This window comes from Paenibacillus sp. FSL R7-0331 (assembly GCF_000758645.1).
In the GTDB taxonomy this organism is placed as follows: domain Bacteria; phylum Bacillota; class Bacilli; order Paenibacillales; family Paenibacillaceae; genus Paenibacillus_AQ; species Paenibacillus_AQ camerounensis.
On the sequence record NZ_CP009284.1, the window covers coordinates 2,980,224 to 2,996,083 of the forward strand.

The window sequence follows — 15,860 nt, forward strand, 5'->3', positions numbered from 1 at the left end:
CTACCTTAAATTCAAATTCAGCCGCTCCGTCTCTTCTTCAATCTGCTTCAGGTCAATCCGCTCAAACAGCAGGGTCAGACCTTGAATAGTCTGGCCTTCTGGTACGGAGATGCTGTGCCAGCCTGGCTGCCCAAGTGACAGGAAGGAGCGTATCCGGTCACAGGAAAAAGGAATAAACGGGTTCAGCAGGTTAGCAAGGTTAGCAATAATCTGAACACAGTTATAAAGGGTGTTGGCGCAGGCAGCAGGGTTTTCCTTCAGCTCTATCCAGGGCTTTTGTTCGTCAAAATATTTGTTGGCCCGGCGGATGCCGGAAAAGATTAGCTCCAGCGCATCTTTAAACCGGCCTGCTTCAATCAGCCTTCCGGCATCCCCATACAAAGCGTTAATAGCATTGTCCCATAACGGATCGGTTTCTCCACCCGGAACCTTACCGCCGAATGCTTTATTGATAAATGCCAGGCTGCGGTTGACGAAATTACCGAAGGCGCCAAGCAGCTCACCGTTATGGCTGTGGATAAATTCCCGCCAGGAGAAATCCGTATCACGCTTTTCAGGGCCGTTCGCTACCAGAAAGTAGCGGACCGAGTCCGGCTGATAGCGGCTGAGAATATCCGGCACCCAGACGGCCCAGTTGCGGCTGGTGGAGAACTTCTGCCCCTCCAGCGTCATATATTCACAGGCGAGCAGCCGGTCCGGCAGGTGCAGCCCGCCGGCGCCTGTCAGGATGGCAGGCCAGATCAGGCTGTGGAAGGGCACATTGTCTTTGCCGTGCACATAGTAAGCACAGATATCCGGTTGCTCTCCGGTGCTGTCTTCACGGCTCGCCAGCCAGAAGTCTTCCCAGCTTCCGCCGCTTTCCAGAGCCCATTGTTTACTCGCGGATAAATAACCGCTGACCGCCTCGATCCACACATAGATTTTTTTGCCGGCGAAGCCGTCGGCAGGCACATCCACACCCCAGTCCAGGTCCCGTGTTGCTGCGCGGTCCTGCAGCCCTTCCTGCAAATAACGCTGGGTTAGCCGCACGGCGTTATCCCTCCATCCATGCTCCGCCTCCGCATAAGCGGTCAGCTCCTCCTGCAGCTTCGATAGCGCAAGGTAATAATGCTCCGTTGGCCGCAGTACAGGCGGGGTACCGCAGATTTTACAGACCCGCTCCAGCAGGTCGGACGGATCAAGCAGGGCTGAGCAGTAATCGCACTGGTCACCTCTGGCCGGCTGCCCGCAGCGGGGACAGATGCCCTCTACATAACGGTCCGGCAGAAAACGCTGATCCTGCTCGCAATAACACTGTAAGGTTGACTTTTTGTACAAATAGCCGTGATCCAGCAGCTGCACAAAAAGCTCCTGAACTACCTTGTGATGCTGAGGCTGATCCGTGCGTGTGTACAGATCATAGGTGAAGCCAAGCCTCCTGAAGCATTCTGTGAATTCCTGATGGTACCTGCCGGCAAAATCTCCAGGAGTTACACCCTCCTTGGCAGCCTGCACAGCCACCGGTGTCCCGTGACAGTCACTGCCTGATACATACAGCACCCGGTCGCCCTTGGCACGGTGGTAGCGGGCAAGGATGTCTCCCGGCAGAATGCTTGCCAGCCTGCCCAGATGCAGCGAGCCGTTGGCATAAGGCCAGGCTCCGCCGATAAAAATATTTGTCATTAATCATACGCCTCCCGTTGCTTCAATTGTCTGTCTGAACAACAAAAAGACTCCTGTCCCCAAAAGGGACGGGAGCCTGTGCTCACGTGTTACCACCCAACTTCATCAATGCCTCGCAGCATTCATCTCTTCAGGTACGCCGCAGATTAAGCGGTTATACCCTAGCATGTTAACGGATGCGGGTTCCGGCGCAGCCTACAGCCCTGTAAGGGATTCGGTGCACAGCTCAGAGACCATATTCCCTTGGGTTTTCCCTGCTCCTTTTCAGCGGACGGAGCTCTCTGTGAGAGAATTGCCAAAGTACTCTTTCTCTTCTTAGCTTTTGTTGTATCCTAATTACTGGATATCTTACGGCTGGCTGCGGCTTAAGTCAAGTGGAAGTTTAAGTTTTGCCTAAGCCGTCAAAGCTGAAAGCAGCAGATAAGATTAGGAGGAACTGTATCATGCGCAAATTATGTGCTATTACAACTGCAGGCATTTTTCTTCTTCTGTCTGCAGGACTGACCGGCTGTACTGCAGAGTATAAGGCACCCGAAGCAGTGGAAATCCGTCCGATGACACAGCTGAACAGCAGACCGGACAGCATGTACGGCCCGGTATCACCGGTAATGCAGGATGTATATGACCGTTCCATATCCGCAGAAGTATATTCAACCGAATAAGCGCTGAATTTCCTGCGGTATGCCTCCCTGTACAGAATATCAAAAATTCTGTATAATAATTCAACTATTGCTTTGAGATGAAGAGGAGTGGGCAGGAACCATGGCAGCGGAAATTGTACATGTAACGACAGAGGAACAGCTTCAGATGGGGTTGGATATCCGCAAAAAAGTATTTGTGGAAGAGCAGCAGGTACCGGTTGAAGAGGAAATTGATGAATATGATGTGATAGGCGATCAGGTGCATCATCTGCTGGTTGTGGACGACGGGCTTCCGGTAGCCGCCGGCAGACTGATCTATTATAAGGCAGGATCTGCCAAAATGCAGCGGATTGCGGTGCACAAGGAATACCGCAGCAAAGGCTATGGCCGTGTCCTGTTAATGGCGCTTGAAGAACGGGCCAAGGAGCTGGGGCTTATATTCTCGGTGCTGGATGCGCAGTGCCAGGCTGAAGATTTTTATGCCAAGCAAGGCTATGAGGTCATTTCGGATGAGCCGTTTTATGACGCCGGAATTCTGCATGTGAGAATGCAGAAGAAGCTCTAGGATTGCAGGATACATACTTTTTCGCGGACCGGGGACTCTATTAGTATCCCATAGGGCGAATCCATACGCGAAGGAGCGGAATCTGAATGATTAACAATGAACGCGAACGTTTTATAGCAGCACAGAGGAACGGGGACGGCGACCTGCTGATGTTCCAGACCTCTTCCGGCCGTGTTCTTGATTACCAGCAGGCGCTGCAGGAGGTACAGGCAGGAAGCATTGCCGGAGTGAATGTTTTTAAGGGAAAAGACGGTGAAATGTACATCCGCGGAGACGCCGACGGAGACCCGACGAATAACCTGGATCAGCTGCCGCAGTTTTAGCACCATACATTGCATATGAAGACCGGACAAGCGTTATATAACGCATATGTCCGGTCTTTTTTATGCTTATATCCCCGCAGCATATCTGAGTAACCACCGAAGCTAAGGCCCTTGAAGGGTTATTTTTCCGTATAGTTCAGTGGGAAATGGCGGATAATGTGGTTACCAAGATTAGACTGGCGGAGGGATGCAGATGTTCTCATTATTCCGTAAACCAAAAGCGAACATCGGCAAGGCCGCGAAAATAGCTGAAAGCACGGCACAGCCGGCTCCGGGAAAAGAGCTTGGGCAGCGGCTCCAGTGGTTTCAGGAAAAGCTGGACAAATGCGTGGATGCGGTATTCCGGACCTTTACAGGCGCAGGCGGGCGGCAATATGCTCTGGTGTTCCTCGGCGGCATTGCCGATCTGGAGCTGCTGCAGGAGGATCTGATAAATCCGCTGACCAGTGAAGACTCCGGGGACAAGACTTCAGCCGGGCCTGCTGCAGACTTCAGCCGTCTGCTGATTACTTCATGCAATGTTAGTGTGGATTACGCAGAAGTGCTGCAGTATGTACTCGAAGGTGCGGTGCTGCTGATTATTGACGGTGAAGACCGGATGATCTGTTACCCTTATGCCCGGTTTGAGAAACGCAGTATCGGTGAGGCGCAGAATGAGGTGGTTATCCGCGGCTCCCGTGAAGCCTTTGTGGAGGAGATCCGGACAAATGTAACGATGCTGCGCCGCCGGATCAAGAGCCCGGAGCTTAAAATTCAGAGCAGCTATATCGGGAGACATACCCGGACTGAGGTGCTTGTCATTTACATGGAAGGGATCTGCCGCCCCGAGCTTATAGAGGAGGTGCATCACCGGCTATCCAAGATTGAGATTGACGGCGTTCTGGAAAGCAGCTATCTCGAAGAGTTCATTGAGGATCATCCGTACTCACCCTTTCCGCAGATCCAGAATACAGAACGCCCGGATACAGCGGCAGCTGCCCTTTTGGAAGGCCGGATCGTAATCTTTACCGACGGTACTCCGATTGCGCTGATCGCGCCGGTAACCTTTCCTGTCTTTTTTCAATCCCCGGAGGATTATTATCAGCGATCCTATGCCTCGACCTGGATCCGCTGGATCAGATTGCTTTTTATGTTCGTTTCCCTGCTGGCACCCTCCTTTTATATTGCACTGACCACTTATCACCCTGAGATGATTCCGGCCAGCCTGCTCTTTAGTATTGCTGCTGCACGTGAGCCTGTTCCATTCCCGGCTCTGTTTGAAGCGTTCATTATGGAGATTGTCTTTGAAGGCCTGAGGGAAGCCAGTATCCGCATACCGTCGGCAATCGGGCAGGCTGTCTCTATTCTGGGTACGCTGGTGATCGGCGAGGCGGCAGTCCGTGCAGGCATTGTCTCTTCACCGATGGTCATAATCGTCTCTCTGACTGGTATTTCATCGTTTATTGTACCCAGCTACAGTCTGGGGCTGACACTGCGGCTGATCCGTTTTCCGATTATGATCCTGTCAGGGAGCTTCGGGCTGCTGGGCCTGTCGGTCGGAATCTATCTGGTGCTGCTCCATCTGGTCGTGCTTTCGTCCTTTGGTGTGCCTTATCTGGCCCCGATTGCACCGCTTAAATGGAAGGATATTAAAGATACTGTAATTCGCGTGCCCTGGAGGCTGATGAAGAACAGACCTTCTGTCTATGGAATTGAGCCCACAAGGCGGTTAAAAACCATACTTCACAATGATGGGGATGACCGGGATTGAGCGGATTGCCTATGCACAAAAGAATAGCCGTAATAATACTGCTCCTGACTCTGCAGTCCCTGGTGCTTACCGGCTGCTGGTCAAGAATTGAGATTAATGACCGCCTGCTGGTGGTGGCCATGTTCCTGGATGAGCTGGAGGACGACAAGGTTCTGCTGACGCTGGGCTATGCTAAGCCTAACCAGATTGCCTCGGGAGCAGGCGGTGAGTCATCGGGGGCATCGATGCCCTATGCTACTGTCCAAGGGGAAGGACGCAATATTTCAGAGGCTTACCGTAATATCCAGACCAACATTTCACGCGAGATTTTTTGGGGACAGGTAAAAATCATTGTCATGGGCGAGCAGTATGCCCGTACAGGAGTTCAACCGCTGCTTGATTTTGTCAACCGCAAATCGGCAATCCCGCTGAAGACCTATATTCTGGTGGCAAAAGAAGCCGCAGAGGCTATTTCCATGTTCCCCACCCAGATTGAAAAATTTCCAAGTGAAATATTCCGTGAGCTGGTTGCCCGCAAAAAGATCATCACCGGCAGTGTAAAGCATTTCATGATTGCCCAGGAGTATGGCAGAGGCATGATTGTGTCTTACCTTAGTCCTAACCCCGACAAGTCACAGGGGAATCAGATCCGGGTGCTCGGTGCAGCGCTGTTTCAGGATAACCGGATGGTTGATACTATTGATATTTACAAGACGAGAGGGGCCATGTGGCTGCGCGGCAACATTAAGGATGCGATTATTACGTTTCCTTCACCGTCTGACGGAGAGCTAATCAGTCTGCTGATTATCAATGCGAAGTCCAAAATCAGCCTGAGCCGGAAGGACGAAAAGTTTGTTTACACCTTCAAGCTTGAAATTGAGAGCATTGTGGACTCCTCCAATTCCTCCATTGAAATGGCTGACCCCGATACTATGAGGCATCTGGAGAAAATACTTGACGGTGAGGTTGAGTCGAGGATTATGCAGGCATTTGACGCTTCAATTAAGGCGGGAAGTGACGCCTTTCAGCTCGGCTCCCATATCGCCTGGAATTATCCGGAAGAATGGAAGGCGGTTAAGGAGGATTGGAGCCATATGTACAAGGAGCAGGTTAGGCTTGAAGTGGAGACAAAAGCAGTGATCCGGCTGCTGGGCACACAGAAAAAATAATCTATATAATCCTGCGGGGAGATGTGACTATGGCTCTAGTATTTGTACTGTTCCTGCTCATATTCCTGTTTGAATATTCCTATTTGAGATCTAATAAAAGGAAACTTCGCACGCATCTCATCGTTTACGGGATCATGCTGCTGTCATTGACCTATAATCTGGCTGCAGCCTGGCTTCCAAAGCAGCTGAACCCTAATCTGATCATTGAAGCGGTTCTGCAAAAATAACCGGTAAGGAGAATGCTGCATGAAGCATATATCGGCCTCCCAGCTCGTTATGCTGCTGACAATCTATATCTATTCAGAGAATGCCGGTTTTCTGATCTCGCCGATCATCAAAACCGCTTCATATAATGCCGTGCTTGCCGTCATCCTCGGAGGCGTGCTGGGACTGGTGATTGTGCTGGCCGGCGCAGCTGTTGCCCGGATGAATGAACGCGAGTATTTTGCCGTATTCGGTAAATATATTGTAGGCAAATGGGTGCATATCCCGCTGATTCTGCTGCTTGCCGGATATATGCTCCACCGGGCATCCATGAGTATGCGTAATGTTGAGGATTTTTTGATGGTCAACCATTTGCCGACTACGCCGGAGACGGTGATTGCAATTCTGCTGGGATTAACCGTTGCGCTGACGGTCCGGGCCGGGATACAGGCGATTGCCAGAATGGCTGAAGTGATTTTTTTTGTGAATCTGCTTCTGTTAATTATTTTGACACCGCTGCTGCTGGGGATTGAGCTCCAGACTCCGATGCTCAGGGCATTCGTAACCAACTTTGATCTGAACCGTACAGCAGCCGGAACGCTGCAGGCAACCCCCTGGTTTGGAGATGCATTTGTGGTTCTCTTTATCTACCCCCACCTGAAGCAGCAGATCAAGATCAGGCGGGTGGCGGTCTGGGGGGCTGTTTTTTCCATGATTCTCATACTGTCCTATCTGGTTCCAAGCCTTTTGGCCTTTGGTCCGGAGCTGGGCGGCAAAATGACCTATCCGGTAATGGAATATGTCAGAAGCATGCGGATTGCCGATTTCATCGAGACGCTTGACCCGTTTCTGACGATCCTGTATATTCCTGCACTGATGCTGAAGATCAGCCTGCTGGTCTATGCCGCGGTAATCAGTCTGGCCAGAATACTGTCGCTGCATGATTATAAGCCGCTGGCCTTCTCCGTTTCAGCTGCCGTTGTGGGGTACTCTGTCCATTTTGCCGATAACACAGCAGAGCTGCTCTACTTCATGACGGCCTACTGGCCTTCGTACGCCCTCTGTATGCAGCTGATACCTATACTGTACTGGCTTGTGGCCAAAATCAGAGGAAAAGGCGCTGCGCATCCTAAAGCTCCTTGATATTTATAACGGATAAACCGTCTGCTGTTCGAGAAAGGTCATCTCGGCCGTTTTTCCTTCGTACATTGGCTTCTCGTCGCTGTAATGCATCAGGCTGATCATCTCCCGGATATCCGGCGGCAGGGAGAGTAACTGATGGAGTGATGTATGGATTACACCCTTGCCCGTGAGCTGGCATTCGTGGAAGATTCTGCGGACCCCATGCTTGCGGACGAGCTTCAGGAGTAGTTCAGGCTGAAAGATGATATCAGCGCTGTAAAAAATAGTGCTGTTCAGCAAAAGAGAGTAGCTGTCTTTCCCGCGGATATGCGGCGTGCGGATTAGCTTGATTGTTATTTCAGCAGAAAGAACATGCGCTATGTCCGGCTTCAGCAGCTTCACGTCGAAGGCTTCATCAAGGGAACGGGGGTAGCGGGAGTCATCCGGACGGTTTTTCAGAAAGCTCTCGCGGAGCGGTTCATCTAAAGCTTCAGCCGCCAAAAGGGCCATCCGGCTGCCAGTCTGGGTAAATTGCAGGCTTAACTCTGGCAATCCGCCGGCATGATCATCATGAAGGTGGGTAATCAGAACAGCATCCACCTCTAAGGATGAGCGGCCTGCCGCCTTTATTGCAGCCGGTGCCGTTGTGCCGCAGTCAATCAGCAGCGTAAAGTCCGGACTGAGCAGCAGCCCGTTATTATTATAGTAGTGTTTGGCATGGGCATCCCCTGTGCCGAGCATTTGCAGCTGTACAGCCATTGCCGAATTCCTCCAATAGTTTTCCGGAAATAGTATCCTGCCGAAGCGAATATGTCCTTACTCTAAATATAGTATTATTTTAACCGGAATGATGAAATTTTTACCTGGACCTCCGCAACTTGTAGCCATACATGTAGTATACATTAACAGCATGAATTACTTGGAGGGTCTCGGTTATGAGATGGAAAAAAATTGCTCTCTGCGTGGCTGTGTTTTCCCTGTTGGGAGGCTCAATGTTATTCGCGGATTCTGTAAATCAAAAGATTAGAGTATGGAGCAACGGAAAGGAAATCGCTGATGGCGGTTATCTGATCGACGGTAAAACGTACATTCCGGCGAGGGAAGCAGGAGGTGTCGTCAGCTGGGACGGTTCGGGTAAAGTGACGATTCTGAAACCGAATGTTCACATCGTCCTGTTTAAAGGGGATACTGTATTCGGTAATACGTATACAGGAAAGCTGAAGATGAAGGTTCTGGCCCAGGTGGACAGTCTAAAGGACAGTGTGTCGGCTGTAAAAGTAGCGATTACGGATCCATCCGGGAATGTGAAGGATATACTGGAGGACGCTGGCGGCTCAAAGAATGAGGATTTCTGGTTCTCAACGCCGGAATTCACCTATGATTTCAAGGATTCGGGCAAATACAGCGTGGGCTTCTATATCAAGGCTTCCAAAAATGCAGATTACGTTCTTGTGTCAGAAAAGGTAGTTACAGCTACAACGAAGAATTAAACGCCTTCTGCAAATTGACCTGAACTCAGCATACGTGTTACGATACGTAAGGCAGGATAATTCAATTAAAGTGAGGTATTTCAATGAGCGATCACAAACATGAGCATGGCCATGAACATGGTGAAGCATGCGGTTGCGGACATGATCACGACCATGAGCACGAGGAGTTTGTGCTGACCTTGACGAACGAGCAGGGCGAAGATGTAGAGATGGTGCTGGTTGAAACGTTCGATGTAGGCGAGAAGCTGTACGCACTGCTGCTGGAACGCGAAAACCCTGAAGCAGACGGCATCATTCTGCGTATGGAAGAAGAGAACGAGGAAATGGTTCTTTACAACATTGAAGACGAAGCTGAATGGAAAGCTGTTGAAGAAGCATACAACGAGCTGCTTGCCCAGCAAGAATAGATTTCAATGCAGCTGAGAGCGTGCCTGCCGGACAGGCAGCAGCGCTCCATGCACAAAACCCCGATACTGGTTCAGTATCGGGGTTTTGTTTAGGTTGCAGAGGCTGCTGCCGATCAGGAGATCGGGTCAGCCTCTACAATGACTTTGACAAAGTTGATGCTGCGGTCTTCCGGTCCTTTGACCGGGAGGCCGATTTCGACGTGGTCGATGATATAGTCGATGTTGTCTTGGGTAATAACTTCACCAGGCAGTAAAATTGGAATTCCCGGCGGATAGACATAGATAAATTCAGCAATAATGTATCCGGCAGATTCGCGGAACGGAACCAGCTGCGTATCAGCGTAGAAGGCATCCCGCGGAATCAGGGCGAGCTGCGGAATTTCCGGCACCTGCACCTTAAGCTCGTAGATTTCACCCTTGCTGTAGTGAACAGCTGACAGCACCCGCAGTGCGGATATCAGCTTGTCCACAGATTCACGGGTATCTCCCGGGGTAATCAGGCAAAGAATATTATACATGTCACTAAGCTCAACTTCGATATTGTACTTCTGGCGCAGCCAGTTCTCGGTTTCATAGCCGGTGATGCCCAGGTGGCGGACATGGATATTCAGCTTGGTCGGATCGAGATTAAAGGTTGCTTCTGTGCCGAGAATTTCTTTCCCGAAGCTGTACAAGCCGTCAATGCTGTTAATAGCTTCACGGGCGTAATTGGACAGGGCAATCGTCCGCTCAGCCATATCATGGCCGTTCAGTGCCAGATTGCGTCTGGAGGTATCCAAAGAGGCCAGCAATATATAAGAAGTAGATGTTGTTGTAAGCATGCTGATGATCGTCTGGACCCGCTGCGGGTTAACCAGGCCGGTCTTCGCATTGAGATTCAGCACCGAGCTCTGCGTCATGGAGCCGCCCAGCTTGTGTACGCTGGTTGCTGCCATATCCGCACCGGCCTGCATGGCCGACACCGGCAGATCTTCATGAAAATGAATCAATACTCCATGCGCCTCGTCCACCAGTACGGGAACCCCATAGCTGTGAGCAAGGTCTACAATCGAACGAAGGTCGGCCACTACACCGAAATACGTCGGATTGATGACCAGAACGCCTTTGGCATCCGGATGGCGCTTTAATGCCTTTTCCAGCGAACTGGTAGTAATACCGTGGTCTATCCCAAGATTCTCATCCTGAACAGGTGAGATGAATACAGGCTTGGCTCCAGAGAAAATAATGGCCGACATCACGGATTTGTGAATGTTGCGGGGCACAATTATTTTGTCTCCTTCCGAGCAGACAGAGAGGATCATAGTCATGATGGCATTGCTCGTGCCTTGTACGCTAAAATACGTATAATCGGCGCCGAAGGCCTGCGCAGCCAGCTTCTGAGCTTCTAAAATCACGCCGGTAGGCTGATGAAGGTCATCAAGCGGTGCGATGTTGATCAAATCTATGGATAGCGCGTTATCGCCGATAAACTCACGGAATTCGGCATCGGTTCCTAGCCCCTTCTTATGCCCGGGAATATGAAATTGTACAGGGTTTCCGGCGGCATGCTTTTTAAGAGCGGTGAAGAGGGGAGTATCGTGTTGATTCATTTAATGCTGTCACAACCTTTCGCCAAGATTTATTATTTTACGGCAAGCATCAGTATAACAAATCAATCACCATAATACTAGGATGTGATAAAATGACTGGCAAAGCTGCAGGACGTATGCATATCAATCTGGCCTCACCGTTTATCGTGGAGATGTGGGTTATCATCTTTCTGGTCGAGTTTGTAAAAGGCTCCTTACTGGTTGCACTGCTGCCGGTGTACATGGAGAATATCCTCGGATTGTCTGTTACTGTGGTAGGCTTCTCCTTTGCCCTGCAGTATTTAGGCGATAATCTCTTCCGGAGTCCGTTCGGCTGGGTGATGGAGCGGATCGGATACCGCTGGACAATGACCGGGGCGCTGGTATTGATTGTACTGGCCGTCGGGATGATTATTTATGCCAAGGATGCAGCTACACTGTCGGTTGCCTGCCTGATCCTGGGCATCGGGACCTCTCCTCTTTGGCCGTGCACCATGACCGGAATTACCGAGCTGGCCGGCTCTACAGAAAGCGGCAGCAGCGGGGCGGCTATGGGCGCTGTAGAAATGGCCTCGCTGGCCGGTACGGGCATCGGGCCCATCGTCGTCAATTTTATGATGGACCACGGCGGACAGAGCTACCGGGCGGTATTCCTTGTGCTAATGGGCTGCGCCGCGGCGGTATCTGCTGTAGCGCTCTTCCTCCCGTCACGGATTGCGGGCCATGCGCCGCGTGCGGCACAGGACATGCATGGTGATGCCCAGGCAGACCAGCACAGACCATTTCAGCCGTTGCAAAGCCTGAAGCGGACCTTCCGGCAAGTGAGAACTTCGCTGAAGGTCAGCAGGCTGCTGTTCCCGGCGCTGTTCCTGCAGGCCTTTGCCATCGGGCTGATGACACCTGTAGTCACCTTATTTGCACGTTCCGAACTGCATGTCACACCTAACCAGTTCAGTCTGCTGCTGATTGCCGGAGGCGGGATTACGGTGCTTACACTCATTCCGGCCGGCAAGCTGGTTGACCGGATCGGAACGACGGTATTCCTGAACATCGGCTTCCTGCTTGCAGCTGGTTCGCTGGCCTTTTTTTCACAGGTGCGGCGGCTGCCTCTGGCATTCATGGCTGTGGCACTTGTCGGCATCAGCTATGCGCTTATTCTTCCGGCCTGGAATGCGTTCGTTGCCAAGCAGGTGCCAAAAGGAGAGCGCGGAACGGTCTGGGGCTTGTTCCTGACTCTTCAGGGCTCGGGCATGGTTGCCGGTCCGGTGCTGTCGGGGCGGTTATGGGATTCGGTCAGCCACAGCGCGCCGTTTCTGGCAAGTGCCGTTGTAATGGTACTGCTTGCCGGACTGCATCTGCTGATCGTGCACCGTACTAAGCTCAAGCATTTTAACAGCTGAAACAGCTGTCTATCACTGCTGGCGTTTGGGAATGGCGGGAAGCGGGTAAAAATAGTCAATAAACCAAGTTACCGCTACATAAGATGAAGTATAAAATATCAGTAAGACGAACGAAAAGAGATTGACATCAGGTGGAGGTCCGGCAGTCCGTTTTATTCTAAGGTTCAGATCAAGCTGCTTTAACAAAGCTGTTAGGAGGGAGTGCCGTGAATAAAAACGACGAGGTGGAGTACTGCAACCTGGAGCTGCGCTTTGACAGGCAGCACATCCAGAACCTGATCAAGGATCTGATCAAGGAAGGCTATTCCCTGTACTGGAGTGAGAATGAAAATGTATTCCTGATCTCGGTACGTACCGGCCGTAAGCTGGTTAAGCTGCGTTTTCAGCAGATAAAGGGCGGATATAAGCTGGTTGGCGATTATATGATCCGGGACGCACGCCTGTCAGAATGGATGGAGAAGCTGATTGGTGATATGCGCGGGCATGCGGTCGTCAAGCGCTTCCGCGACCGTCAGATTATAATTGAGAACATTATGTTCGGCGAAGTGATCCGGCTGGTGGAAATTTCCGGGTACCAGCAGCGTGTGCTGTACCAGAAAGGGCCGCTGCTTACCGACCAGGAGCTGAGCAAGCTTTTTTATTCGGTGGAAGGCGAGGAACGGATCCGGCAGCGCAGAGTGGAAGTAGATGAGGAGCTTGACCGGTTAAACGAAGCGCTGCGCAGCAAGGATGATTCGCTTATCACAGCATGCAGATCGAAGCTGGCCTTGTTATCCCGTGAGCTTGATCAGCTGGAATGGTGAATGCTGTACAGTTGTTCAGGGCATCCCGTTGTACGGGATGTCCTGATTTTGCATGCGGGAGCTGTTTGTATTGAACGGGCTGATGCCTGCAGAGTTGTATACCGCCTTGGATATCACTTGCGGACAGGGGTTCACTTATGCTGCTAAAAACGTTAAAATAGTCATTGTGAGCAATTTCCTGATAGGCCGTGGCTTTGTCAATGAAATTGATCTCTAATTCGCAGGCGGAACTTTGCTGTATCTGACAAAGGGTGGTATTCTTATACTGCGAGAAATGGATTTCACAAAAATATAGGGTGCAAAGGGTGGAGAACCAGATGGCAAAACAACAAATCGGCGTTATTGGCTTGGCAGTAATGGGTAAAAATTTGGCTCTTAACATCGAGAGCAGAGGCTTTTCCGTATCGGTATTTAACCGTTCCCCGGAGAAGACCAATGACCTGATTGCCGAAGCTGAAGGTAAAAACTTGATAGGTACTTTCTCTGTTGAAGAGTTTGTTCAATCCCTTGAAGTGCCGCGCAAAATCCTGATCATGGTACAGGCCGGTAAAGCAACGGACGCTACTATTGAGCAGCTTCTGCCGTATCTGGACCAGGGTGATATCATCATCGACGGAGGTAACGCATACTTCCCTGATACTGTACGCCGCAGTAAAGAGCTTGAAGACAAAGGCTTCCGCTTCATCGGCACCGGTGTATCCGGCGGCGAAGAGGGCGCACTTAAAGGACCTTCCATCATGCCTGGCGGACAGGAAAGCGCCTATAAGCTGGTTGAACCGATTCTTACGGCAATCTCGGCCAAAGTGGACGGAGAGCCTTGCTGTACATATATTGGACCTGACGGTGCCGGACACTATGTTAAAATGGTGCATAACGGTATCGAGTACGGCGACATGCAGCTGATCTGTGAAGCTTACCAGCTCCTGAAGGATGTTCTTGGCCTGGATGCCAAGGAACTGCACAGCATCTTCAAGGAGTGGAACAGCGGAGAGCTGGACAGCTATCTGATCGAGATCACTACAGATATCTTTGCACAGTATGATGAAGAAACCGGCAAACCGATGGTTGACGTGATCCTCGATTCCGCCGGCCAAAAGGGAACCGGTAAATGGACAAGCCAGAGCTCGCTCGACCTGGGTGTACCGCTGTCCATGATCACCGAGTCTGTATTCTCCCGCTTCCTGTCTGCTATGAAGGATGAGCGCGTAGAAGCCAGTAAAGTTCTGAGCGGACCGGAAGTGGAGCCGTTCCAGGGTGACAAGGCTGAGTTCATCGAGAATGTGCGCAAAGCACTGTTTGCCAGCAAAATCGTATCCTACGCACAAGGCTTCGCACAGCTTCGCGTAGCTTCCGACGAATATAACTGGGATCTGAAGTACGGCAGCCTGGCTAAAATCTGGCGCGGCGGCTGCATTATCCGTTCCCGCTTCCTGCAGAACATCACCGATGCCTACGAGACTAATCCGGAGCTGAAGAACCTGCTGCTTGATCCGTTCTTCAAGGACATCATGAGCTCATACCAGGCTGCATGGCGTAAAGTGGTATCCGCGGCTGTTGCCCAAGGAGTGCCTGTGCCAGGCTTCTCCAGCGCGCTTGCATACTACGACAGCTACCGTACAGAGCGTCTGCCTGCGAACCTGCTTCAGGCACAGCGCGACTACTTCGGCGCCCACACCTTCCAGCGTGTGGACAAAGAAGGCGTCTTCCACCACAACTGGATTAACGAATAGGTTTTACAGTACATCTGTAAGACTGGCGGTCCGAAGGTTTCCCGGCTGCGGGAAGCCTTCGGGCTTTTTTATCATGTGAGATAGAGCCGGCAGCCAGGAAGTGGATTGTGCAACCTTTTGGGCTTGTGTTATGATATGACAAATGTCGCGGTTGGAGGGTAGTTATGTCGGGGGAAATTGCAGGGCAAAGTGCTGCTGAAACAGAGCGGCGCAGGAATATTATTCTGGTCGGGATGATGGGTACAGGCAAATCAACTGTAGGCGCGCTGCTGGCAGAGGAGCTTGGCTATGAGCTCATTGATCTGGATCATATTATAGTAGAGAATGAAGGACGGAGCATCGCGGATATTTTTGCCGCAGACGGTGAGGCGTACTTCCGGAAGGCTGAGTCTGCTGCACTGGCGCAGGTGCTTGAAGGAGAAGCCAGGATCATATCAACCGGAGGCGGAGCTGTACTTGCACCGGGGAACCCGGAAATTATGCTGGATAAAGGGCTTGTAGTAGCTTTAACAGCAACAGAAGAGGCTATTATTGCGCGTGTAAGCGGGGATTTGAACCGACCGCTGCTCGCCGGCAACGCACAGGATAAGGTCCGCGCCATTATGAAGCAGCGGCGAGAGGCTTACCGGTTTGCGCATTGCACGGTCGATACATCGGAGCTGAATGCGGCAGAAGTGTCGCAGTATATTTTAATGCATTACCGCGTTTGAGCTTTTAAGTGTATTGGCGAAAGCTGCTTAGCTTTCCGCAGTTTCGTTCCATTCAATCATTCCGCCGCTCAGGTTGGACGATTGGATGCCGAACTGCTGCAGATATTCGCAGACACGCTGGCTGCGTGCGCCGGACCGGCAAATGAAGATGATGCCGGAATCAGCCGGTAAGTCTCCGCTGCGCTGCGGAATCTGTCCCATAGGAATGTGCTGCGCGCCCGGAATCATACCGGCTGCCACCTCATCCTCCTCACGGACATCAATCAGAAGCAGGTCTTCGCCTGCCGCAAGGCGCTGCCGCAGCTCGTCCGGTGTAACTTGTGGAATATCGTTCATG

At 51.4% G+C, this 15,860-nt stretch carries 18 protein-coding genes and 1 other annotated feature; of the genes, 14 read left to right on the forward strand and 4 right to left on the reverse strand.

Going from position 1 to position 15,860, the window contains the following annotated elements:
* Positions 1-1,662, reverse strand: coding sequence for a methionine--tRNA ligase (metG, locus tag R70331_RS12315; protein ID WP_042175791.1), 1,662 nt, complete (start codon positions 1,660-1,662; stop codon positions 1-3).
* Positions 1,663-1,723: 61 nt separating this feature from the next.
* Positions 1,724-1,988 (reverse strand) — a binding site (T-box leader).
* A 117-nt stretch (positions 1,989-2,105) separates the two neighbouring features.
* Here metG and R70331_RS12320 point away from each other — a divergent pair.
* From R70331_RS12320 to R70331_RS12350, 7 genes are all read left to right on the forward strand, one after another.
* Positions 2,106-2,324: a hypothetical protein gene (locus tag R70331_RS12320; protein ID WP_042175793.1), complete on the forward strand. Its 219-nt coding sequence runs from the start codon at positions 2,106-2,108 to the stop codon at positions 2,322-2,324.
* A 100-nt stretch (positions 2,325-2,424) separates the two neighbouring features.
* Complete coding sequence (locus R70331_RS12325; protein WP_042175795.1) at positions 2,425-2,868, forward strand: GNAT family N-acetyltransferase; 444 nt, start codon at positions 2,425-2,427, stop codon at positions 2,866-2,868.
* A gap of 86 nt (positions 2,869-2,954) precedes the next feature.
* Positions 2,955-3,191, forward strand: coding sequence for a DUF3892 domain-containing protein (locus tag R70331_RS12330; protein ID WP_042175797.1), 237 nt, complete (start codon positions 2,955-2,957; stop codon positions 3,189-3,191).
* A gap of 193 nt (positions 3,192-3,384) precedes the next feature.
* Positions 3,385-4,941, forward strand: a complete 1,557-nt coding sequence (locus R70331_RS12335) for a spore germination protein (protein ID WP_042175800.1) — start codon at positions 3,385-3,387, stop codon at positions 4,939-4,941.
* A gap of 11 nt (positions 4,942-4,952) precedes the next feature.
* Positions 4,953-6,089 carry a Ger(x)C family spore germination protein gene (locus R70331_RS12340; protein WP_156131118.1) on the forward strand — a complete coding sequence of 379 codons (1,137 nt, stop codon included), beginning with the start codon at positions 4,953-4,955 and terminating at the stop codon, positions 6,087-6,089.
* Between the two features lie 29 nt (positions 6,090-6,118).
* The gene (locus R70331_RS12345) at positions 6,119-6,316 is read left to right on the forward strand and encodes a hypothetical protein (protein ID WP_042175804.1); all 198 of its coding nucleotides are present in this window, start codon (positions 6,119-6,121) and stop codon (positions 6,314-6,316) included.
* A gap of 19 nt (positions 6,317-6,335) precedes the next feature.
* Positions 6,336-7,436, forward strand: coding sequence for a GerAB/ArcD/ProY family transporter (locus tag R70331_RS12350; RefSeq protein WP_042175805.1), 1,101 nt, complete (start codon positions 6,336-6,338; stop codon positions 7,434-7,436).
* A 3-nt stretch (positions 7,437-7,439) separates the two neighbouring features.
* Here the strand turns inward: R70331_RS12350 and R70331_RS12355 are convergent, their stop codons facing one another.
* Entirely contained in the window at positions 7,440-8,174 is a 735-nt protein-coding gene (locus R70331_RS12355; RefSeq protein ID WP_042175807.1) for an MBL fold metallo-hydrolase, read from the reverse strand.
* A 176-nt stretch (positions 8,175-8,350) separates the two neighbouring features.
* On the opposite strand from R70331_RS12355, the gene R70331_RS12360 reads away from it, so the two are divergent.
* Both R70331_RS12360 and R70331_RS12365 read left to right on the forward strand, forming a co-directional pair.
* Positions 8,351-8,905, forward strand: coding sequence for a copper amine oxidase (locus R70331_RS12360; RefSeq protein WP_042175808.1), 555 nt, complete (start codon positions 8,351-8,353; stop codon positions 8,903-8,905).
* A gap of 83 nt (positions 8,906-8,988) precedes the next feature.
* Positions 8,989-9,312 (forward strand): DUF1292 domain-containing protein, encoded by a 324-nt coding sequence (locus R70331_RS12365; protein WP_039872519.1) that lies wholly within the window; start codon positions 8,989-8,991, stop codon positions 9,310-9,312.
* Between the two features lie 113 nt (positions 9,313-9,425).
* Here R70331_RS12365 and R70331_RS12370 read toward each other — a convergent pair whose 3' ends face one another.
* Positions 9,426-10,901 carry an aminotransferase class I/II-fold pyridoxal phosphate-dependent enzyme gene (locus tag R70331_RS12370; RefSeq protein ID WP_042175810.1) on the reverse strand — a complete coding sequence of 492 codons (1,476 nt, stop codon included), beginning with the start codon at positions 10,899-10,901 and terminating at the stop codon, positions 9,426-9,428.
* Between the two features lie 92 nt (positions 10,902-10,993).
* On the opposite strand from R70331_RS12370, the gene R70331_RS12375 reads away from it, so the two are divergent.
* From R70331_RS12375 to R70331_RS12390, 5 genes are all read left to right on the forward strand, one after another.
* A complete protein-coding gene (locus R70331_RS12375; protein ID WP_042175812.1) occupies positions 10,994-12,280 on the forward strand; it encodes an MFS transporter in 1,287 nt (428 codons plus the stop codon).
* Positions 12,281-12,486: 206 nt separating this feature from the next.
* Entirely contained in the window at positions 12,487-13,083 is a 597-nt protein-coding gene (locus tag R70331_RS12380; protein WP_042175814.1) for a hypothetical protein, read from the forward strand.
* Positions 13,084-13,153: 70 nt separating this feature from the next.
* Positions 13,154-13,300 carry a hypothetical protein gene (locus R70331_RS31525; RefSeq protein WP_156131119.1) on the forward strand — a complete coding sequence of 49 codons (147 nt, stop codon included), beginning with the start codon at positions 13,154-13,156 and terminating at the stop codon, positions 13,298-13,300.
* Positions 13,301-13,400: 100 nt separating this feature from the next.
* Positions 13,401-14,813, forward strand: a complete 1,413-nt coding sequence (gndA, locus tag R70331_RS12385; protein WP_042175818.1) for an NADP-dependent phosphogluconate dehydrogenase — start codon at positions 13,401-13,403, stop codon at positions 14,811-14,813.
* Between the two features lie 164 nt (positions 14,814-14,977).
* Positions 14,978-15,523, forward strand: coding sequence for a shikimate kinase (locus tag R70331_RS12390; protein WP_042175821.1), 546 nt, complete (start codon positions 14,978-14,980; stop codon positions 15,521-15,523).
* A gap of 27 nt (positions 15,524-15,550) precedes the next feature.
* Here R70331_RS12390 and R70331_RS12395 read toward each other — a convergent pair whose 3' ends face one another.
* Positions 15,551-15,859, reverse strand: coding sequence for a rhodanese-like domain-containing protein (locus R70331_RS12395; RefSeq protein WP_042175824.1), 309 nt, complete (start codon positions 15,857-15,859; stop codon positions 15,551-15,553).
* Position 15,860 lies beyond the last annotated feature (1 nt).